The organism is Pseudomonas putida, from assembly GCF_002741075.1.
Classification (GTDB): Bacteria; Pseudomonadota; Gammaproteobacteria; order Pseudomonadales; family Pseudomonadaceae; genus Aquipseudomonas; species Aquipseudomonas putida_T.
The window spans coordinates 4,327,691-4,348,365 of record NZ_CP016634.1; the positions used below are offsets into that span (position 1 = coordinate 4,327,691).

A 20,675-nucleotide genomic window follows, 5' to 3' on the forward strand; every position below is an offset into this window, starting at 1 on the left:
ACTCTATAATAGTGCGCCCGGCGATCTGCCTCGGCACATCCCATGCATGTTCAGCCCCTGCCATCGCCAGCCCAATCGCAGGATCAACGCTTGACCAATCTCACTCAACCGCCCTCCCTGCCCCCTGCTGAATCTGCCTCGGCTGGCAATCCGCGTGGCTCGCTAAAAGGGGCCTTGGCGTTGTTGGCCCTTGTCCTGCTGGCATTACTGCTGTGGCAACTGTTCGCCCAATACCGTCATACCCAGACCGACCTGCAGCGCCAGAGTCTGGAAGCGAGCGCCCAGCTGGCCGACCATCTGAGCCTGAACATGGCCCTGAAGGCGGAGCAGGCCGGCAGCATTCTCCAGCCTTATGTCAATGTGCCGACGCCTTCGGCGTTGCCGGCTGTGCTGCGGGCGGTGAGTGATCGGCTTCCCGCCCTGCAGCAACTGGCCTGGCTGGACGACAACGGCAGGCTCAAGGCCGACACCCTGGCCAGCAGCCCCGATCGTCAATTGATTGACGAGCTGCTGCAATTGATCCAAGACCGCCCCTATTTCTTCAGCAACGCCGCAGACAACAGCCAGGTCTATCTGTTGCTGCGTCAGCCAGACCAGCCGGGCCGCGGCTACTGGTTGCTGCGTCTTGCACCCAGTTATTACCGGCAACTGTCCGACCACCTCGAAGGCAAGGGCCATCCGTTGTGGCTGCTGGAAAACAGCCGCAGCGGCAAAGTCCTCGAGCGGCATGGCGCCGTGCCGCCAGCCAGCGAGCCCCTGCAAAGCGTGATGCTGGCCTTCATCGACAACAGTACCTGGCAACTGCGTGGGCTGTTCGATGCCGAGCAAGCGCGCGCGGACTTGCTCCCGCCGTTGATCGGCAAGTGCCTGCTGGTGCTGTTCTGCGCCCTGCTGCCGGTGCTGGCCCTGATCAACATGCGTCGCCGCCATCGGGCGCTGCAGGAGGATCGCCGCCGCTACCAGGAAATCTTCGAAGGCACTGGCGTGGCATTGTGTGTGCTCGACCTGTCCAGCCTGCCCGGTCAGCTCGATCGCTACCACCTGCGCAACCATGCGGCGCTCAAGCAGAGCCTGGCCCTGGATGCCAACCTGCGCCGCTCGCTGCTGCAAGAGTTGAAGATCACTGAAATCAACGAAGTCGCCCGTCAACTGCTCAACGTGCAGTGCCACGAGGGGGCCTGGCAGCGCCTGATCGACGGCAGCGGTGATGGCCGCGAAAGCGTTGGCATGCAGTTGATCGATGCGCTGATCGAGCAACGCAGCCTGCTGGAGCTGGAAGTGCGCCTGCCCGCGCCCACCCGTGGAGAGCTGCACCTCTGGCTGATGGCGCGCCTGCCCCAGCAGCGCCGGGACTACCAGGCGGTGATCCTGAGCATCAGCGATATCACGCGCCGCAAACAGGTCGAGCTGTCGCTGCTCGAACGCGAGAGCTTCTGGTCGGACGTGGTGCGAACCGTTCCCGATCAGTTGTACGTGCAGGATGTGCACAGCCAACGGATCATCTTCAGCAACCGCCACCTGGGCCAGACCCTGGGCTACGATCGCGCTGAACTTGCGCAGATGGGGGGCCGTTTCTGGGAACTGCTGCTGCACCCGGAGGATGCCGAACACTACCAAACGCTACGCAAACAGCAACGTGACACCGGTCATGGCCAGACCCTGCATTGCCAACTGCGCTTCCGTCACCGCGATGGCACCTGGCGCTGCTACGAAATCCGCGAGCAGGTCCTGACCCGCGAGGCCGATGGCCAGGTGACGCGCATCATCGGCGTGGGCAAGGACGTCACGGTGCAGATCGAAGCCAGCGAATCGCTGCGCGACAGCGAGCAGCGCTACCGCATGCTGGCCGAGAGCATCAGCGATGTGATCTTCTCCACCGACAGCCACTTGCAACTCAACTATGTCAGCCCGTCGGTGCAGGCTGTGCTGGGCTACCAGGCCGACTGGATCTTCGAGCACGGCTGGCAGTCGATCGTTGCCAACCCGGCCCAGCTCACGGGGGTCTATACCCTGCTCGAACGGGTCAGCAGGGCCTTGAGCGACAGCGAACAGCTCGCCCTGCTGCGCAGCCAGCTGCCAACCCAGTTGTTCCTGTTCGACTGCCTGCGCGCCGATGGCCGCAAGATTCCCATCGAATTGCGCCTGGTGCTGGTCTGGGACGAGCACGAACACTTCGAAGGCGTGCTCGGCGTGGGGCGTGACATCAGCCAGCAGCGCCGCGCGGAAAAAGACCTGCGCATGGCCGCGACGGTATTCCAGCATTCCACCTCGGCCATCCTCATCACCGACCCGGCGGGCTATATCGTGCAGGCCAACGAGGCGTTCAGCCGGGTCAGCGGCTACGCGGTCAGCGAGGTGCTCGATCAGTTGCCGGGGATGCTCACGGTCGATACCCAGCAGGAGGCGCACCTTCGTTATGTGGTCAAACAACTGCATCAACGCGGTAGCTGGGAAGGCGAAGTGTGGCTCAAGCGTCGCAGCGGCGAGCACTACCCGGCCTGGGTCGGCATCACCGCCGTGCTCGACGACGAAGGCGACCTGGCCAGCTATGTGTGCTTCTTCAGCGACATCAGCGAGCGCAAGGCCAGCGAACAGCGCATCCATCGCCTGGCCTACTACGATGCCCTGACCCACCTGCCCAACCGGACCCTGTTCCAGGACCGTCTGTTCACCGCGTTGCAACAGGCCGAGCGGCACAAGTCGTGGGTGGTGTTGATGTTCCTGGACCTGGACCGCTTCAAGCCGATCAACGACTCCCTCGGCCACGCCGCAGGCGATCGCATGCTCAAGGACATGGCCCAGCGCCTGCTGGCCTGTGTCGACGACGACGATACCGTGGCGCGCATGGGCGGCGATGAGTTCACCCTGCTGCTGCAACCCAGAGCCAGCCGCGAGATGGCCCTGAACCGCGCCATTCACGTGGCCGAGAGTATTCTCGGCAGCCTGGTGCGCCCGTTCGTTCTGGAAAACCGCGAGTTCTTCGTCACTGCCAGTATCGGCATCGCCCTCAGCCCCCAGGATGGCGGTGAGCTGAGCCAGTTGATGAAGAACGCCGACACTGCCATGTACCACGCCAAGGAACGCGGCAAGAACAACTTCCAGTTCTACCAGGCCGACATGAACGCCAGTGCCCTGGAGCGCCTGGAGCTGGAAAGCGATCTGCGCCATGCCCTGGAGCAGAACGAGTTCATCCTGTACTACCAGCCGCAATTCAGCGGCGACGGCAAACGCCTGACCGGCGCCGAGGCGCTGTTGCGCTGGCGCCACCCACGCCGAGGCCTGGTTCCGCCAGGCGACTTCATTCCGGTCATCGAGGAACTTGGCCTGGTGGTGGACGTCGGCGACTGGGTGCTGCGAGAAGCCAGCCGCCAGCTCAAGGCTTGGCATAAAGACAAGCTGCGGGTACCGAAGGTGTCGGTGAACATCTCGGCGCGGCAGTTCTCCGATGGCCAGTTGGGCACGCGCATCGCCACCATTCTGGAGGAAACCGGCCTGCCGCCGGCTTGCCTGGAGCTGGAACTGACCGAAAGCATCCTGATGCGTGAGGTCAACGAGGCCATGCACATCCTGGACAGCTTGAAGAACCTCGGCCTGAGCATCGCGGTCGACGACTTCGGTACCGGCTATTCGTCGCTCAACTACCTCAAGCAGTTCCCCATCGACGTGCTGAAGATCGACCGCACCTTCGTCGATGGGCTGCCTGAAGGCGAGCAGGATGCCCAGATCGCCCGGGCGATCATCGCCATGGCCCACAGCCTGAACCTGGCGGTCATCGCCGAGGGTGTCGAGACCCATGAGCAGCTGGAGTTCCTGCGCGAGCACGACTGCGACGAAGTGCAGGGCTATCTGTTCGGCCGCCCCATGCCGGCCAACCAGTTCGAGGCGCAGTTCAGCCACGAGACGTTGTTCGTCTTCCAGTGATCCGGCTGGACACGATCAGTGTAGGAGCGGCCTTGTGCCGCACCTACAGATACCGCGTCCAGGCTGAGATTCGCGCCAGCCAAAATGGACCTGAGAGTCAACTCAAATATGCAGCCAGCCCAGTCAGGGCGCGGGTTGCAACATGAACCCCATTGGTCTGCGACGTGACACCACTTCATATGCCAGGGGCGAATCAATCGGTTAGAATGCCCACCCAATTCAGCCCGATCCTTGAGGACCGCCATGTTCAGCCGTGATTTGACCATTGCCAAGTACGACGCCGAGCTCTTCGAAGCCATGCAGCAAGAAGCTCTGCGCCAGGAAGAGCACATCGAGCTGATCGCTTCGGAAAACTACACAAGCCCCGCCGTCATGGAAGCCCAGGGCTCGGTACTGACCAACAAGTACGCCGAAGGCTACCCAGGCAAGCGCTACTACGGTGGTTGCGAGTACGTCGACGTCGTCGAGCAACTGGCCATCGACCGTGCCAAGCAGCTGTTCGGCGCCGACTACGCCAACGTCCAGCCGCACGCCGGCTCCCAGGCCAACGCAGCGGTCTACCTGGCCCTGCTCTCGGCCGGTGACACCATTCTGGGCATGAGCCTGGCCCACGGTGGCCACCTGACCCACGGCGCCGCCGTAAGCTCCTCCGGCAAGCTGTACAACGCCATCCAGTACGGCATCGACAGCAACGGCCTGATCGACTACGACGAAGTCGAGCGCCTGGCTGTCGAGCACAAGCCAAAGATGATCGTCGCCGGCTTCTCGGCCTACTCCCAGGTCCTGGACTTCGCCCGCTTCCGCGCCATCGCCGACAAGGTTGGTGCCTACCTGTTCGTCGACATGGCCCACGTTGCTGGCCTGGTCGCCGCTGGCGTCTACCCGAACCCTGTTCCTTTCGCCGACGTGGTCACCACCACCACCCACAAGACCCTGCGTGGTCCGCGTGGCGGCCTGATCCTCGCTCGCAAGAACGAAGAGATCGAGAAGAAACTCAACTCGGCCGTCTTCCCAGGCGCCCAGGGCGGGCCGCTGGAGCACGTCATCGCTGCCAAGGCGATCTGCTTCAAGGAAGCACTGCAGCCTGAGTTCAAGGCTTACCAGCAGCAGGTCGTGAAGAACGCCCAGGCCATGGCCAGCGTCTTCATCGAGCGTGGTTTCGACGTCGTCTCCGGCGGCACCCAGAACCACCTGTTCCTGCTGTCGCTGATCAAGCAGGACATCTCCGGTAAGGACGCCGATGCCGCCCTGGGCAAGGCCTTCATCACCGTCAACAAGAACTCGGTCCCGAACGACCCACGCTCCCCGTTCGTTACCTCGGGCCTGCGTTTCGGCACCCCAGCCGTGACCACCCGCGGTTTCAAGGAAGCCGAGTGCCGCGAGCTGGCCGGCTGGATTTGCGACATCCTCGCCGACCTGAACAACGAAGCGGTGATCGACGCCGTTCGCGAGAAGGTCAAGGCCATCTGCAAGAAGCTGCCGGTCTACGGCAACTGATCGGCAATCGCCTGATGTGAAAAAGCCCGGCCTTGTGCCGGGCTTTTTTGTGCGTTGTGTCCTACCTGTATCTTCTATTAGGAAGATCTCCTTCCATCTTGGAAGAAAAGTACGACGCCTTAGTCTGAAGTCACCCTCAAACATCCAAGGATGCGCAAAGTGACTCAGAACATTTCCCTTTCCTTCACTGCGACCATACTGGTCAATGGTTTTCCGCTACTGGTGCTGAACGATGCCGCTGACAAGGCGGTAGTGGTTCCGCATGTTGATTCCAATCTGGGCCAGATGAACATTTCCCGGGGCCTGGGCATGCTGGGCACACCAGACGAAGTCTGGGACGATGCACGCCAGCAAGCGCTCGTCGATTTTCATGTGACCGGCCAAACCTCTCCCGCAGTGTTCCACTTCCGCCACACCGATGAGGGTTATCAGCTCTCCCTGCGTAGCGGTGGCTCTTCCGGGCAAGCCGTGGTCAAGAACAGGTTTGGCATTCCCAAGGTAAAACCGGTCGAAGAGGCCACGCCTTCGTCCTGGCACATGCGCCTGGCCCATACGGGAGAAGTAGTGACGCTTTCCGATCTGTACACCGAGACAGCCGTCATCAATCTTGAATGTGCCGATAGCCACAAGCACCTGACCACCCATTTGATTGCCCAAGGCGAGGGTGGCTATCTCATTACCCACGGTTCAGCCCCCGCCACCCGCCTGCGCCTGAATATCCTGGAGCGTGGCGTCGAGTGACCCTAAGGCCCAGGTCAAGCGGAGGCCCGGGCTCTGATCTCGTTCATTGCGGTACGCGACTCAACGCCTCGAACCCCGCCCGAATCTTCTCTTCCGGCAGTTCATCGGCAATGAACACCATGACGCTTTCGCGCGCCTCGCCTTCGGCCCACTCGGCATCCCAGTCGAAGCCATACAGCTTGAGCACGCCCTGGAACACCAGGCGACGGTCTTCGCCGGCGATGTTCAGCACGCCTTTGTAACGCAGCAGTTGCTTGCCGTGACTCTCCAGCAGCTCGTTCATGAAGTCGCTGAGGCGGTCGATGTCCAGCGGGGTGTGAGTGCGCAATACCAAGGTGGCGATGCGATCTGCGGTGGCGGGCTGGAGCACGGGCCGCAGGGCGGGCTTGAGGTTGCTCCCCAGGTCGGTGTTGAGGTTGAAGCCGCGCACATCGAGCAGTTCGGCCAGATCGATGCGACCGTGATCGACCTCACGGACCGCAGCACGGCCATTGATGCGGGAAAGACGCGCCGTCAAAGCCTCCACCGCCTCGGGTTCGACCAGATCGGTCTTGCTCAGCAACAGGCGATCAGCGAAACCCACCTGGGCCTGGGCGATGGCCTGGGTGAGATGCACTTCGGCGTGGGCCGCATCGACCAGCGTGATGATGCCGTCCAGCAGATAGCGCTCGCGCAGGTCTTCGTCGATGAAGAAGGTCTGCGCCACCGGCGCAGGGTCGGCCAGGCCCGTGCATTCGATCACCAGGCGGTCGAAAGCGATTTCGCCGGCATCCAGGCGTTCGAGCAGCAGGTACAAGGCCTTGGTCAGGTCGGTATGGATGGTGCAGCACACGCAGCCGTTGGCCAGGGTCATGACCTGTACCGGCTCGTCACCGAGCAGCTGACTGTCGATGCCCGCTTCGCTGAACTCGTTCTCGATCACGGCGATCTTCAAGCCATGCTCGGCCTTGAGCATGTGCTTGAGCAGGGTGGTCTTGCCGGCGCCGAGAAAGCCGGTCAGCACCGTCACGGGAATAGGCGTTTGCACGCAGTCGTCTCCTGAAGCTGATAAGAATTGCGCAAGGCCGCAAGCAAGAAACCTGTGGGAGCGAGTTCACCTCGCGAAGACATCAGTGAACTCACCGACGTATTCGCGGGTAATCCCGCGCCCACAGGTTCTGCCAATCAATGAAAAGCGTGATGTTCAGGGGAGGCCGGCGGCCCGGCCTCCCAGGGATTGCGGCGTCAACAGCACTTGGGGCCGGACTTGCCACCGTAACGGGCCTCCTGGCGTTCGCGGAAGAACGCCTCGTAGCTCATCACCGGCTTGTCCGGGTGCTTGGTCTGCATGTGCTCGACATAGTTGTCGTAGTCAGGCATGCCGACCATCAGGCGGGCCGCCTGTCCCAGGTACTTACCCAGTCGACCCAGGTCGTTGAACATCACTGCATTCCTCTTCGGTTACGCGTCAGGCAAAGCCTGGAATGGAGTTTCCTTGTCGCTGCGCTCCTTGCGGCCCAAGGCGGCGATGCCGACCTTGATGGCGAAGATCAGCACGCTGAACACTACCACCAGGAACAGCACGGTCAGGCCCGCGTTGGTGTAGGCGTTGTAGATCACGTGCTGCATCTGGCCGATATCCTTGGCCGGCGCCAGTACCTGGCCTGCGTCCAGGGCGACGCTGTACTTGTTGGCCAGCGCCAGGAAGCCCACTGCCGGGTTCGGATCGAACAGTTTGATCAGGCCTGCGGCGGTGGTGCAGATCAGCAGCCAGGCGGCTGGCAGCAGGGTGACCCACACGTACTGCTGGCGCTTCATCTTGATCAGCACCACGGTGCCGAGCATCAGGGCGATACCGGCCAGCATCTGGTTGGAGATGCCGAACAGCGGCCACAGGGTATTGATGCCCCCAAGCGGATCGATCACGCCCTGGTACAACAGGTAGCCCCACAAAGCCACGCAGCCTGCGGTGCCCAGCAGGTTGGCGCCCCACGAGTCGGTACGCTTGAGGGCCGGAACGAAGCTGCCCAGCAGGTCCTGCAGCATGAAGCGACCGGCACGGGTACCGGCGTCCACCGCGGTGAGGATGAACAGTGCTTCGAACAGGATCGCGAAGTGGTACCAGAACGCCATGGTGTTATCACCCGGCAGCACCTGGTGCAGGATCTGGGCGATCCCCACTGCCAGGGTCGGCGCACCACCGGCACGGGCCAGGACAGTATGCTCGCCGATGTCACGGGCAGTGGCCTCTAGCTGCTCGGGGGTGATCATGAAGCCCCAGCTGCTGACCGTCTGGGCGACCGACACGACGTCAGCACCGACCACTGCGGCCGGGCTGTTCATGGCGAAGTACACACCCGGCTCGATCACCGAGGCGGCGACCATGGCCATGATGGCGACGAACGATTCCATCAGCATGCCGCCATAGCCGATGTAGCGGGCGTTGACTTCGTTGTCCAGCAGCTTGGGCGTGGTCCCCGAGGAGATCAGCGCGTGGAAGCCGGACACCGCGCCACAGGCGATGGTAATGAACAGGAACGGGAACAGGGTGCCCTTCCAGACAGGGCCGGTGCCGTCGGTGAACTGGGTCAGGGCCGGCATCTTCAGTTCCGGCGCGATGATCAGGATACCGATGGCCAGGCCCACGATGGTGCCGATCTTGAGGAAGGTCGACAGGTAGTCACGCGGCGCAAGCACCAGCCACACAGGCAGCACGGCAGCCACGAAGCCATAACCGACCAGCATCCAGGTGATCTGCACGCCAGTGAAAGTGAACGCCGGGCCCCAGACCGGATCCGCCGCCACCTGGCCCCCCAGCCAGATCGACAGCAGCAGCAGGACCACACCGATGATCGAGATCTCACCAATGCGGCCCGGGCGGATGTAGCGCATGTACACGCCCATGAACATCGCGATCGGGATGGTCGCCATCACCGTGAACATGCCCCATGGGCTCTCGGCCAGGGCCTTGACCACGATCAGCGCCAGCACCGCGAGGATGATGATCATGATCAGGAAGCAGCCGAACAGGGCGATGGTGCCGGGGATGCGGCCCATTTCCTCACGGACCATGTCCCCCAGGGAACGGCCGTTACGGCGTGTGGACAGGAACAGGATCATGAAGTCCTGCACCGCACCGGCCAGCACGACGCCTGCGATCAGCCAGAGCGTGCCGGGCAGGTAGCCCATCTGTGCGGCAAGCACTGGGCCGACCAGGGGGCCCGCGCCGGCGATGGCCGCGAAATGGTGACCGAATAGAATGTGTTTGTTGGTCGGGACGTAATCCAGGCCATCGTTGTTGAGCACCGCCGGTGTGGCCCGACGGGGGTCGAGCTGCATCACCTTGGTGGCGATGAACAGGCTGTAGTAACGATAGGCGACCAGGTAGATGGCCACTGCCGCGACCACGATCCACAAGGCGTTGATCGCCTCGCCACGACGCAGGGCGACCACACCCAGCGCACAGGCTCCTATGACTGCCAGCGCCAGCCACGGAATGTGGCGTAGCAGGCTATTATTGTTGTTCATGGTTTACTTCCAGCTGGTGGATTGGAAAAAGACCGCCCATCGAGTCTAGGGCGTGTCATCGCGCATTGCCACACTTGCTTTGGTCTAGAGCCTCTGCGGCCCGATTTCGGCACCGGTAGGACATACACAATCAACTATAGTCAGGAAGTCTCCCCGGAGGGCCTGCCCCATGAGCGAACACGACGAACGCCGCCGTTTCCTGCGCATTGACTTCGACGCCCCCACCGAACTGCGCCAGGGCCTCAAACGCTGGCCGGTAAAGCTGCTGGACCTCTCGCTCAAGGGCTTGTTGATCGAGAGGCCAGAACCTTGGGATGCCGACCTGACCCAGGATTTCGATGCCATCATCCACCTGGACCCACACAACCACGTGCGCATGCAGGTCGAACTGCGCCATGAAGAGCCCACGCGCCTGGGCTTCATCTGCCTTTATATCGATATCGATTCGATGAGCCATTTGCACCGTCTTGTAGAGCTGAATGTGGCCGACAGCACCGAAATGATGCGCGAGCTGCGCGAACTCATCGAATATTGATATCTCTTAGCTTGCTAACCTTCTAGCCTTCTCGTGTTTCCTGTCTACCCAGACAGCTTTCTGCTGTGGGGTGGACAGGGTGCTCACACCCCTCTAGCACCGCCTCTGACACTTTGGAACACAACCTGCATTGAGATGAACCGCACGTGGCGGTTACCTGTGCTCGTGCTCCAATCAAAAACTTGTATACAATTCATGTGGTATTTGTTTGTAGGAATTGTCTACAGTAGCGGCACAACAATAAACAAGTGAGCCTGCTCCATGACTACGTCCCCTAGCACGTCTCCCACCAAACGTCCCGAAGACGAAAACCTCGGGCTTGGTGCCAACTTGGCTTATGGTCTGCAGCACGTATTGACCATGTATGGGGGCATCGTTGCCGTACCCCTGATCCTCGGCCAGGCAGCAGGCCTGGCACCTGCGGAGATCGGTATCCTGATCGCCGCGTCGTTGTTTGCCGGCGGACTGGCAACCTTGTTGCAAACCCTCGGCCTGCCGTTCTTCGGCTGCCAGCTACCGCTGGTACAAGGGGTTTCGTTCGCAGGCGTGGCAACCATGGGCGCCATTCTCAGCAGCCAGGATGGCGGCGGTCTGCCGGGGGTGCTCGGTGCGGTGATGGCAGCGTCGTTCATTGGCTTTCTCATTACCCCGGTGTTCTCGCGCATCACCAAGTTCTTCCCGCCGCTGGTGACCGGTATCGTCATCACCACCATCGGCCTCACCCTGATGCCTGTCGCCGCACGCTGGGTCATGGGCGGCAACAGTGCCTCACCGGAGTTCGGCAGCGTGGCCAACATCGGCTTGGCGGCACTGACCTTCGCCATCGTCCTGGTGCTGAGCAAGCTGGGCAGCGCGACCATCTCGCGTCTGTCAATCCTGCTGGCCATGGTCATCGGCACCCTGATCGCCTGGTCGCTGGGCATGACCGACTTCAGCAAGGTCACCGAAGGCCCGATCTTCGCCTTCCCCACTCCGTTCCATTTCGGCATGCCGACCTTCCACATCGCCGCGATCCTGTCGATGTGCATCGTGATCATGGTGACCCTGGTGGAAACCTCGGCAGACATCCTCGCCGTGGGTGAGATCATCGACACCAAGGTCGACTCCAAGCGTCTGGGCAACGGCCTGCGCGCCGACATGGCCTCAAGCATCCTGGCGCCGATCTTCGGCTCCTTCACCCAGAGCGCCTTCGCCCAGAACGTCGGTCTGGTGGCCGTGACCGGGGTCAAGAGCCGCTACGTGGTGGCCACCGGTGGTGTGATTCTGGTGGTCCTGGGTCTGCTGCCGATCATGGGTCGCATCATCGCCGCAGTACCTACCCCGGTACTGGGTGGCGCCGGCATCGTGCTGTTCGGCACCGTGGCAGCCAGCGGCATCCGCACCCTGTCGACGGTCAACTACAAGAACAACGTCAACCTGATCATCGTCGCCGCCTCCCTGGGCTTCGGCATGATCCCGATCGCTGCGCCGACCTTCTACCACAACTTCCCGAGCTGGTTCGAAACCATCTTCCACTCGGGCATCAGTTCCGCAGCGATCATGGCCATCCTGCTGAACCTGCTGTTCAACCACGTCAAGACCGGCAATTCGGACCAACAGTCGGTGTTCGCCGCCGCCTACGAACGCACCATCCAGTACTCGGACATCTCGTGCCTGCGTGATGGCGACTACTTTAAAGATGGCAAGCTGTTCGACGCCGAAGGCAACGAAGTGCCCGTGATGGAAATCGACGAAGATGGCAACCAAGCGCCCCGGCGCAAAGCGTTAGCCGAGCACTGATCGCCCGTAGAGGTGATCGAGGGGAGCCGATGCGCATCGTCGGCTCCCCTTTTTCTTTGTTCTGAACTGGCCCGATGCCGCGGCGCTTTGTTCGCGGGCAACCCGCTCCGACAGGTTCTCCAGCACTCTCAGTAGCGGCGCGGTACCTGTGGAAGCGGGTTTACCCGCGAAAGGGCCGCTGCGATGTCACTCGAACAACGCATCCAGCGCCTGCTCAAGGCGCGTCACCGCAATGACCTGCAAACCTGCCGGCGCCTCCTTCGGCGCATTGCCCTTGGGCACGATCGCGCGCTTGAAACCATGCTTGGCAGCTTCCTTGAGGCGCTCCTGACCACTGGGTACAGGGCGTACTTCGCCAGACAAGCCGATCTCGCCGAACACCAGCAACCCATGGGCCAGCGGGCGGTTGCGCAGGCTGGACATCACCGCTGCGAGCAGCGCCAGGTCCGACGCCGTCTCCAGCACCTTCACCCCGCCCACCACGTTGAGGAACACGTCCTGATCATGGGTGGGAATGCCGCCATGGCGGTGCAACACCGCCAGCAGCATGGCCAGGCGGTTCTGGTCCAGCCCCAGGGTGACCCGGCGAGGGTTGGCCAGGTGGCTGTCGTCCACCAACGCCTGGACTTCCACCAGCATCGGCCGGGTGCCCTCCCAGGTGGCCATGACCACGCTGCCGGGAACCTCCTCCTGGGTGCGGTTGAGGAAGATCGCCGACGGGTTGGAGACCTCCTTGAGTCCTCGGTCGGTCATGCCGAACACGCCCAGTTCGTTGACGGCGCCGAAGCGGTTCTTCACCGCCCGCAGCAGGCGCAGGCGGCCATCGGACTCGCCTTCGAAATACAGCACGGTGTCGACCATGTGCTCCAGCACCCGCGGCCCGGCCAGCGAGCCCTCCTTGGTGACGTGCCCCACCAGGAAGATCGCCGTACCGCTCTGCTTGGCATAACGCACCAACAATGCCGTGCTCTCGCGCACCTGGGCGACGCCGCCGGGGGCCGACTGCAACTGCTCGGTGAAGATGGTCTGGATCGAGTCGATGACCATGACCCGGGGCTTTTCCACCCGTGCGGTGGCGATGATCGTCTCGATGCAGGTCTCGGTCATCACCTTGAGCTGTTCCTGGGGCAGGCCCAGGCGCCGTGAGCGCATGGCCACCTGCTGCTGGGACTCCTCCCCGGTGACATACAGGGCCGGCATGCGGGTGGCGATGTTGCACAGGGTCTGCAGGAGGATGGTCGACTTGCCGATACCAGGGTCGCCGCCGATGAGCACCACCGAGCCATCCACCAGGCCGCCGCCGAGCACTCGGTCGAGTTCGGTGCTGCTGGTGGTAAAGCGCGGGATTTCCTCGACGCTGACTTCGGCCAGGGTCTTGATCTGCGCCTGTTGCCCAGCCCAGCCGGTACGCCCGGCCGGCGCCGCGGCGCCACCGCTTTCGATCATGGTTTCGACCAGGGTGTTCCAGGCCCCGCATTCGCCGCACTGGCCTGCCCATTTGGGAAAGGTTGCGCCGCACTCGGTGCAGCCATACAAGCGCTTGGCCTTGGCCATGGGCTCAGTCTCCTGGAAAAATCGCCATGATAGCCGAGCCGGACGTGTCTCGAACGCGCTCAGGGGCGACAAAACTATTCGCTCTAAGCGAAGTCTGTAATCGCGATGCAACGCATGAAGCGCATTGCTGGCTTACACTGCGATTTACCTCTCCATTTGTTACAAGGAATAAACCATGGGCATGCTCAGTGAATTCAAGGCCTTCGCGGTCAAGGGAAATGTCGTCGACATGGCAGTCGGTATCATCATCGGAGCGGCCTTTGGCAAGATCGTATCGTCCTTCGTCGGCGACGTGGTCATGCCACCGCTGGGCCTGTTGATTGGCGGCGTGGACTTCAGCGACCTGGCCATCACCCTCAAGGCCGCCGAAGGTGACGTGCCGGCGGTAGTGCTGGCCTACGGCAAGTTCATCCAGACGGTGATCGACTTCCTGATCGTCGCCTTCGCCATCTTCATGGGCATCAAGGCGATCAATCGCCTCAAGCGTGAAGAGGCCGTGGCGCCGAGCGCACCGCCTGTGCCGAGCGCCGAGGAAACCCTGCTGACCGAGATCCGCGACCTGCTCAAGGCGCAGAATCGGCAGTGACACAAGGGCCCGCCGGGAGCAGGCAAGCGTAACCCTCCTGCTCCGTGGCATCCTCTTCGCGGGTGAACCCGCCCCCACCGGGGCCAGCGCCGACCTGTGGGGGCGGGTTTACCCACGGCGTTTACCAGTAGTTCTCCACCGCCACCTGCCCTGGCCGCTTGCTCAGGCTCAACTGCAGGTCCCGCGCCTTCAGGACCTTGCGCGTGTCATCGATCATGTCCGGGTTGCCGCACAGCATGATGCGTGAATGCTCCGGCGACAGCGCCAGCCCCGCCGCCTTTTCCAGCTCACCGTTTTCGATCAGCGTGGTGATCCGCGCATTGAGCGCACCCGGATACGCCTCACGGGTGACCACCGGAATGAACTGCAGCTTGCCCGCGAATTCCGCCAGGTACTCACGTTGCTCGAGGCCTGCAATCAGGTCCAGATAGGCCAGCTCCTTCGCTTCGCGCACCGAATACACCAGCTTGATGTGCTCGAAACGCTCCCAGGCTTCGAAGTCCTGAAGGATCGACATGAACGGCGCGATGCCGGTGCCTGTCGCCAGCAACCACAGGTCGCGGCCGCCAACGAAGCGGTCGAGGGTCAGGTAGCCGAAGGCCTGGCGGTCGATCAGCAAGGTATCGCCCTCACCCAGACGGCTCAACTCGCTGGTGAACTCGCCCCCCGGCACGACGATGGAAAAGAAGTCGAGAAACTCGTCATGGGGCGCGCTGACCATCGAGTACGCCCGCCATACCACGCTGCCGTCGGCCTTGGTCACGCCCAGGCGCGCGAACTGCCCGGAGCGGAAGCGAAAGCCTGGATCGCGGGTGACCCGCAGAGTGAACAGGCTGGAGGTGAGCGGCTGGACCTCGAGCAGGGTCTGACGGGTGAATTTGTCGGCGCTGGCGGTCATGACGGACTCCATCGGGCAGGTGCGCCCAGTGTCGCCCAAAGCGCCAGGGATGAACACCGATGGTTTGTAGGGCCTCCATCGTACAAGCGGACGGCAAAGCCCTGTAGAATCGCGCCTTTGAAGCTCGACGTGGCCTGCGTCGAACAGATTGGTACCCGAGCCCTACGCCATGCCCCTGCTGACCAGCCCCTTCGCCGAACTTGACCTGATCCGCCAGCCGGATCAGGCCAACGACCCCTTGCAAGCCTTCGACGCCGCCGACCAGTACCTGCTGGAGCACCTGGCCAGCCAGGCGCCTGCCGCCGATTGCCGGGTACTGGTGCTCAACGACAGCTTCGGCGCCCTGGCCACCAGCCTGGCGGGCCAGTTGCCGGTCGTCAGCAGCGGCGACTCGCACCTGGGCCGCGTGGCGCTGGAGAAGAACCTCGCGCGCAACGGCAAGCCGTTCGACAGCGTGCCCTTCGTGCCGGCCAGCGAGACCTGGCAAGGGACGTTCGACCGGGTGCTGGTGCGCGTGCCCAAGACCCTGGCCTTGCTTGAAGAACAACTGATTCGCCTGCAAGGCCACCTGGCCCCTGGCGCCGAGGTGATCGCAGGCGCCATGATCAAGCACCTGCCACGCGCGGCAGGTGACCTGATGGAGAAGTACATCGGTCCGGTTCAGGCGTCGCTGGCGCAGAAGAAGGCCCGGCTGTTGACCGCCACCGCTGCCGAGCGCCCGAGCGCCCAATCGCCCTACCCTACCCGTTATCGCCTGGAGGCTCCGGCCCTGGAGCTGATCAACCACGCCAATGTGTTCTGCCGCGAAGGGCTGGACATCGGCACCCGCGCCTTCCTCCCGCACCTACCGCGCAACCTGGGCCAGGCCCGCGTCGCGGACCTTGGCTGCGGCAATGGTGTGCTGGCGATCGCCAGCGCGCTGGCCAACCCCGAGGCCCATTACACGCTGGTCGACGAGTCGTACATGGCGGTGCAGTCGGCCCGCGAGAACTGGCAGGCGGCCCTGGGTGAGCGGGATGTGGAAATCCGCGCCGCCGATGGTCTGGCGGGGCTGGAGAAACAGTCGCTGGACGTGGTGCTGTGCAACCCGCCGTTCCACCAGCAGCAGGTCGTAGGAGATTTCCTAGCCTGGCGCATGTTCCAGCAGGCCCGTGAGGCGTTGGTCGTGGGTGGGGCGCTGTACATCGTCGGCAACCGCCACCTGGGCTATCACAGCAAGCTGGGGCGGTTGTTCCGAGGGGTCGAGCAAGTAGCGGCGACGCCGAAGTTCGTGATTCTCAAGGCCCGCAAGTAACCTGATCGGGGCCGCCTTGCGGCCCCAGGGTTCAATGAGTGCTCAACCCCGCCGCACTCATGAACATCCGCATCAGCCAGGCCACCACGCCGAGGGCGGCCACGCTGCCCGCCCAGATCAGCACCAGCCAGCCCAGACGCTGCCACAAGGGCTTCTTCTGTTCAGCCATCATCACCCGTCCTCCTAGTGATAGCCCTGGTCATGGGTCACCTTGCCGCGGAACACGTAGTAGCTCCAGAAGGTGTATCCCAGGATGAACGGCAGGATGAACAACGTCCCCACCAGCATGAAGCCCTGGCTCTGTGGCGGTGCCGCGGCATCCCAGATGGAGATCGACGGCGGGATGATGTTCGGCCAAAGGCTTATGCCCAAGCCGCTGTAACCCAGGAAGATCAGCACCAGCGTCAGCAGGAACGGGGTGTAGTGCGCATTGCGCGCCACCGCCCGCAACAGGCCGTAGAAGGTCACCAACACCAGGATCGGCACCGGCATGAACCAGATCAGGTTGGGCATGCTGAACCAGCGGTCGGCGATCTGCGGATAGGCCAGCGGCGTCCACAGGCTGACGATACCGATCACCGCCAGCAGCACCAGCGCCAGGGGCCGCCCCAGGTCATGCATCTGCTGTTGCAGCGGGCCTTCGGTCTTCATGATCAGCCAGGTGCAACCAAGCAGGCTGTAGGCCACGATCAGGCCTACCCCGGAGAACAGGCTGAACGGGGTCAACCAGTCGAACGCCCCGCCGGCATAGTGGCGGTCGACCACTTTGAAACCTTCGATGAAGGCCCCCAGGGCCACGCCCTGGAAGAAGGTCGCCACCAGCGAACCCCAGATGAACGCCTTGTCCCAGAGGTGGCGCTTCTGCGCCGTGGCCTTGAAGCGGAATTCGAACGCCACACCCCGGAAGATCAACCCCACCAACATCAGGATCAGCGGCAGGTACAGCGCTTCGAGCACCACCGAGTAGGCCATCGGGAAGGCACCGAACAACCCCGCGCCCCCCAGCACCAGCCAAGTCTCGTTGCCGTCCCATACGGGGGCCACGGTGTTCATCATCACATCACGGTCACGCTCTGCCTTGACGAAGGGGAAGAGCATGCCGATCCCCAGGTCGAAGCCGTCCATCACTACGTACATCATCACACCGAAGATGATGATCACGGCCCAGATCAACGGAAGGTCGATACCCATGGCTCAGTTCCCCTTGCTCAGACTGGCGGAATCGGCCTGATGGCCTTCATCGGCGGCGGACAGCGGCCGCGCCGGCGTGCGTTGCTGGCCAGGCCCGCCAGGATTGTGCTCATCGCCCTCGCCGGTCTTCGGCCCTTTGCGCACCAGGCGCATCATGTAGCCAAGGCCGGTGCCGAACAGCGCGAAGTAGACCACCACGAAGATCACCAATGTCAGGCCCAACTGACCGTAGCTGTGGTTGGAAACCCCATCGGCGGTGCGCATCAGGCCATAGACCACCCAAGGTTGACGGCCGATTTCAGTGGTGAACCAGCCGGCCAGCAGCGCGATCAACCCCGACGGCCCCATCCACAGCACCAGGTGCAGGAATGGCCGCGAGCTATACAACGTGCCGCGCTTGCGCAGCCACAGGCTCCAGAAACCGACGGCGATCATCAGAAGGCCCAGGCCGACCATGACCCGGAACGACCAGAACACGATGGTCGAGTTGGGACGGTCTTCGGGCGGGAACTCCTTCATCGCCGGGACCTGCTTGTCCAGACTGTGGGTCAGGATCAGGCTGCCGAGCGCCGGGATCTCGATCTTGAAGTGGGTGGTCTCGGCCTTCATGTCCGGGATGCCGAACAGGATCAGCGGCGTCGGCTCACCGGGCTTGTTTTCCCAATGGCCTTCGATAGCGGCGATCTTCACAGGCTGGTGCTTGAGGGTATTCAAACCATGGAAGTCACCGATCACCGCCTGAATCGGCGCGACGATCAGCGCCATCCACATGGCCATCGACAGCATCTTGCGCACCGCCGGGTTGTCCCGCCCGCGCAGCAGGTGCCAGGCGGCCGAGGCGCCGACGAAGAAGGCCGTGGAGACGAACGCGGCAGTGGCCATGTGCATCAGGCGGAAGGGGAAGGACGGGTTGAATATCACCGCCAGCCAGTCCACCGGGACCACCCGACCATCGATGATCTCGTGGCCCTGGGGCGTCTGCATCCAGCTGTTGGAGGCCAGGATCCAGAACGTCGAGACCAGCGTCCCGAGCGCCACCATGACCGTGGAGAAGAAGTGCAGGCCTCGACCGACGCGGTTCCAGCCAAACAGCATGACGCCCAGGAAGCCCGCCTCGAGGAAGAAGGCCGTGAGCACTTCGTAGGTCAGCAAGGGGCCGGTGATTGCGCCCGCAAAGTCAGAGAAACGGCTCCAGTTGGTGCCGAACTGATACGCCATGACCAGGCCTGAGACCACACCCATGCCGAAGTTGACGGCAAAGATCTTGGACCAGAAGTGGTAGAGGTCACGGTAGGTGTTGTTGCCGGTCCTGAGCCAGAGGCCCTCAAGAACCGCCAGGTAGCTCGCCAGGCCAATGGTGATGGCCGGGAACAGGATATGAAAGGATACGGTAAACGCAAACTGGATTCGGGCGAGCTCCAAGGCCTCTAAACCGAACATAGTGCTTCCTCTTCAGGTAATCCGGCGTTCGGGCTCGTGACCCTGACGCCCACTGCCCCCACGGTTATCGAGTGCGCTGTTGTGGAATTGTTCTGTTCGATCGCAGGGATTGCGGCCAATGGCCAGATCGTTGCATTTGGAACGATTGACCCAAGTCAACGACTGCTGGCAAGCATAGACCCGAATGCGCCGCCGAGCCGTGTGGTTGATTGCCGCGTGACCGGTTGTCCCACCGTCTTGAAGGGGCGTGAAAAAGCTGCCTGTCTCGGCAAACAGCAACCGTTTGTTACAAACAGGTGATACCCTGCAGCGCCTCCCCGTACCGAGGTCAAGGCTCACCGAGATGTCCGATTCCACCCCGCTTATGCTGCGCCAGCATCGCCCCTTCCTGGCGTTCTGGCTGGCCCGTGTGTTCACCGCCAGCGGCTTCCAGATGCTCACCGTCGCCATCGGCTGGCACCTCTACCAGTTGACCGGCAACGTCCTGGACCTGGGCCTGGTGGGACTGGTGGAGTTTGCCCCGCGGGTGCTGTTCATGCTGCACACCGGCCACGTCGCCGACCGCTATGACCGGCGCCGTGTCGCCGCCCTGTGCCAGAGTCTGCAGGCACTGATCGCCCTGGCGCTGGCCATGGGCAGTGCCACCGACAACGTCAGCCGCGAACTGATCTTCGTGCTGGCCTTCCTGCTTGGCGCCACCCGTTCCTTCGAAATGCCCGCCACCCAGGCACTGCTGCCTAACGTGGTGCCTCCAAGTCTGTTTCCCCGCGCCGTGGCGGCCTCGGCATCGGCGACCCAGGCGGCGACCATCGTCGCTCCGGCCGTGGGTGGCTTTCTCTATGCCTTTGGCAGCATCTGGGTGTACGGACCGACCGTGGCGCTCTACGTCATCGCCTGCCTGCTCACCCTGAGCCTCGATGCCCGCCAACAGGTCGCCCAGCGCGGACGCGCCAGCCTGGAGTCCCTGCTGGCCGGGATCCGCTTCATCCGCAGCCGCCCGGACATCTTCGGCGCGATCTCCCTGGACTTGTTCGCCGTGCTGCTTGGCGGCGCCACGGCCTTGTTGCCGGTGTTCGCCAAGGACATCCTGCTGACCGGCGCCTGGGGCCTGGGTCTGCTGCGCTCGGCACCAGCGGTGGGGGCGCTGCTGATGTCCCTGTGGCTGGCGCGTTTTCCGGTGGAGCGCAAAGTGGGCCTGACCATGTTCACCGCCGTCGGTGTGTTCGGCGTGGCCACCATCGCTTTCGGTCTGTCGACCTCGTTCTGGTTCTCCCTCGCGGTGCTGGTGGTACTGGGCGCGGCGGACATGATCAGCATGGTCATCCGCGGCGCCTTCGTGCAGCTGGAGACGCCGGATGAGATGCGCGGACGGGTCAGTGCGGTGAACGGGCTGTTCATCGGTGCCTCGAACCAGTTGGGTGAATTCGAGTCCGGGGTGACGGCGCACTGGTTCGGCACCGTGCCGGCGGTGGTGCTCGGTGGTGTGGGCACATTGGTGGTGACCGGGGCCTGGATGAAGTTGTTCCCGACCTTGGCCAAGCGCGACAAGCTGCACGGCGACTGAAACCACCGTTCGCGGGTAAACCCCACCGGGATTGCGTCGCTCTTGAGACTTGCGCCGTTCATGTGGGTGCGTTTACCCCCGAACGGGCAGGCACAGTCAGCAGCTTCCCACCGGCCATAGGCCCTTGCCACCCATGCTGGTATGATGCGCGGCTTTTTTGCGCCCCAC

At 63.0% G+C, this 20,675-nt stretch carries 16 protein-coding genes; 8 read left to right on the forward strand and 8 right to left on the reverse strand.

Annotated elements, in window-relative coordinates; genetic code table 11:
* Positions 1–90 precede the first annotated feature (90 nt).
* The 3 genes from IEC33019_RS20260 to IEC33019_RS20270 all read left to right on the forward strand — a co-directional run bounded on the left by IEC33019_RS20260 (position 91) and on the right by IEC33019_RS20270 (position 6,159).
* Positions 91–3,921, forward strand: a complete 3,831-nt coding sequence (locus IEC33019_RS20260) for a sensor domain-containing protein (RefSeq protein WP_070092754.1) — start codon at positions 91–93, stop codon at positions 3,919–3,921.
* 243 nt (positions 3,922–4,164) lie between these two features.
* Positions 4,165–5,418 (forward strand): serine hydroxymethyltransferase, encoded by a 1,254-nt coding sequence (glyA, locus tag IEC33019_RS20265; protein ID WP_043208438.1) that lies wholly within the window; start codon positions 4,165–4,167, stop codon positions 5,416–5,418.
* Between the two features lie 159 nt (positions 5,419–5,577).
* Positions 5,578–6,159: a hypothetical protein gene (locus IEC33019_RS20270; protein WP_099593871.1), complete on the forward strand. Its 582-nt coding sequence runs from the start codon at positions 5,578–5,580 to the stop codon at positions 6,157–6,159.
* 43 nt (positions 6,160–6,202) lie between these two features.
* Here the strand turns inward: IEC33019_RS20270 and yjiA are convergent, their stop codons facing one another.
* From yjiA to IEC33019_RS20285, 3 genes are all read right to left on the reverse strand, one after another.
* Positions 6,203–7,186, reverse strand: coding sequence for a GTPase (yjiA, locus tag IEC33019_RS20275; protein WP_070092756.1), 984 nt, complete (start codon positions 7,184–7,186; stop codon positions 6,203–6,205).
* Between the two features lie 197 nt (positions 7,187–7,383).
* Entirely contained in the window at positions 7,384–7,581 is a 198-nt protein-coding gene (locus IEC33019_RS20280) for a YbdD/YjiX family protein (RefSeq protein ID WP_008094130.1), read from the reverse strand.
* Positions 7,582–7,599: 18 nt separating this feature from the next.
* A complete protein-coding gene (locus IEC33019_RS20285; RefSeq protein ID WP_070092757.1) occupies positions 7,600–9,666 on the reverse strand; it encodes a carbon starvation CstA family protein in 2,067 nt (688 codons plus the stop codon).
* A gap of 169 nt (positions 9,667–9,835) precedes the next feature.
* Here IEC33019_RS20285 and IEC33019_RS20290 point away from each other — a divergent pair, with 169 nt between their 5' ends.
* Together IEC33019_RS20290 and IEC33019_RS20295 are read left to right on the forward strand one after the other, a co-directional pair.
* A complete protein-coding gene (locus IEC33019_RS20290; protein ID WP_070092758.1) occupies positions 9,836–10,201 on the forward strand; it encodes a PilZ domain-containing protein in 366 nt (121 codons plus the stop codon).
* Positions 10,202–10,462: 261 nt separating this feature from the next.
* Positions 10,463–11,980, forward strand: coding sequence for a nucleobase:cation symporter-2 family protein (locus IEC33019_RS20295; RefSeq protein ID WP_070092759.1), 1,518 nt, complete (start codon positions 10,463–10,465; stop codon positions 11,978–11,980).
* A gap of 186 nt (positions 11,981–12,166) precedes the next feature.
* Here the strand turns inward: IEC33019_RS20295 and radA are convergent, their stop codons facing one another.
* Positions 12,167–13,534, reverse strand: a complete 1,368-nt coding sequence (gene radA / locus IEC33019_RS20300) for a DNA repair protein RadA (RefSeq protein WP_043208425.1) — start codon at positions 13,532–13,534, stop codon at positions 12,167–12,169.
* Positions 13,535–13,709: 175 nt separating this feature from the next.
* Here radA and mscL point away from each other — a divergent pair, with 175 nt between their 5' ends.
* Positions 13,710–14,120, forward strand: a complete 411-nt coding sequence (gene mscL / locus IEC33019_RS20305) for a large-conductance mechanosensitive channel protein MscL (protein WP_070092760.1) — start codon at positions 13,710–13,712, stop codon at positions 14,118–14,120.
* 121 nt (positions 14,121–14,241) lie between these two features.
* Here the strand turns inward: mscL and IEC33019_RS20310 are convergent, their stop codons facing one another.
* Complete coding sequence (locus IEC33019_RS20310; protein WP_070092761.1) at positions 14,242–15,018, reverse strand: ferredoxin--NADP reductase; 777 nt, start codon at positions 15,016–15,018, stop codon at positions 14,242–14,244.
* Between the two features lie 169 nt (positions 15,019–15,187).
* Between IEC33019_RS20310 and IEC33019_RS20315 the strand changes: the two genes are divergently transcribed.
* The gene (locus IEC33019_RS20315; protein WP_070092762.1) at positions 15,188–16,312 is read left to right on the forward strand and encodes a methyltransferase; all 1,125 of its coding nucleotides are present in this window, start codon (positions 15,188–15,190) and stop codon (positions 16,310–16,312) included.
* Positions 16,313–16,343: 31 nt separating this feature from the next.
* Here the strand turns inward: IEC33019_RS20315 and IEC33019_RS20320 are convergent, their stop codons facing one another.
* From IEC33019_RS20320 to IEC33019_RS20330, 3 genes are read right to left on the reverse strand one after another with little or no spacing between them, the layout of a single operon-like run.
* Positions 16,344–16,484 (reverse strand): DUF2474 domain-containing protein, encoded by a 141-nt coding sequence (locus IEC33019_RS20320; protein WP_043208419.1) that lies wholly within the window; start codon positions 16,482–16,484, stop codon positions 16,344–16,346.
* 11 nt (positions 16,485–16,495) lie between these two features.
* Positions 16,496–17,503 (reverse strand): cytochrome d ubiquinol oxidase subunit II, encoded by a 1,008-nt coding sequence (gene cydB, locus IEC33019_RS20325; RefSeq protein ID WP_070092763.1) that lies wholly within the window; start codon positions 17,501–17,503, stop codon positions 16,496–16,498.
* A gap of 3 nt (positions 17,504–17,506) precedes the next feature.
* Entirely contained in the window at positions 17,507–18,943 is a 1,437-nt protein-coding gene (locus IEC33019_RS20330; RefSeq protein WP_070092764.1) for a cytochrome ubiquinol oxidase subunit I, read from the reverse strand.
* Between the two features lie 343 nt (positions 18,944–19,286).
* Between IEC33019_RS20330 and IEC33019_RS20335 the strand changes: the two genes are divergently transcribed.
* Complete coding sequence (locus IEC33019_RS20335; protein ID WP_070092765.1) at positions 19,287–20,507, forward strand: MFS transporter; 1,221 nt, start codon at positions 19,287–19,289, stop codon at positions 20,505–20,507.
* The last annotated feature ends 168 nt before the right edge of the window (positions 20,508–20,675 follow it).

What these genes read in the sequence shown, in the direction of transcription:
- IEC33019_RS20330 (WP_070092764.1), bottom strand. Translation starts at nt 18,943, where the DNA reads ATGTTCGGTTTAGAGGCCTTGGAGCTCGCCCGAATCCAGTTTGCGTTT.
- radA (WP_043208425.1), bottom strand. Translation starts at nt 13,534, where the DNA reads ATGGCCAAGGCCAAGCGCTTGTATGGCTGCACCGAGTGCGGCGCAACC.
- IEC33019_RS20320 (WP_043208419.1), bottom strand. Translation starts at nt 16,484, where the DNA reads ATGATGGCTGAACAGAAGAAGCCCTTGTGGCAGCGTCTGGGCTGGCTG.
- mscL (WP_070092760.1), top strand. Translation starts at nt 13,710, where the DNA reads ATGGGCATGCTCAGTGAATTCAAGGCCTTCGCGGTCAAGGGAAATGTC.
- IEC33019_RS20285 (WP_070092757.1), bottom strand. Translation starts at nt 9,666, where the DNA reads ATGAACAACAATAATAGCCTGCTACGCCACATTCCGTGGCTGGCGCTG.
- cydB (WP_070092763.1), bottom strand. Translation starts at nt 17,503, where the DNA reads ATGGGTATCGACCTTCCGTTGATCTGGGCCGTGATCATCATCTTCGGT.
- glyA (WP_043208438.1), top strand. Translation starts at nt 4,165, where the DNA reads ATGTTCAGCCGTGATTTGACCATTGCCAAGTACGACGCCGAGCTCTTC.
- IEC33019_RS20310 (WP_070092761.1), bottom strand. Translation starts at nt 15,018, where the DNA reads ATGACCGCCAGCGCCGACAAATTCACCCGTCAGACCCTGCTCGAGGTC.
- IEC33019_RS20280 (WP_008094130.1), bottom strand. Translation starts at nt 7,581, where the DNA reads ATGTTCAACGACCTGGGTCGACTGGGTAAGTACCTGGGACAGGCGGCC.
- IEC33019_RS20290 (WP_070092758.1), top strand. Translation starts at nt 9,836, where the DNA reads ATGAGCGAACACGACGAACGCCGCCGTTTCCTGCGCATTGACTTCGAC.
- IEC33019_RS20335 (WP_070092765.1), top strand. Translation starts at nt 19,287, where the DNA reads ATGTCCGATTCCACCCCGCTTATGCTGCGCCAGCATCGCCCCTTCCTG.
- IEC33019_RS20315 (WP_070092762.1), top strand. Translation starts at nt 15,188, where the DNA reads ATGCCCCTGCTGACCAGCCCCTTCGCCGAACTTGACCTGATCCGCCAG.
- IEC33019_RS20295 (WP_070092759.1), top strand. Translation starts at nt 10,463, where the DNA reads ATGACTACGTCCCCTAGCACGTCTCCCACCAAACGTCCCGAAGACGAA.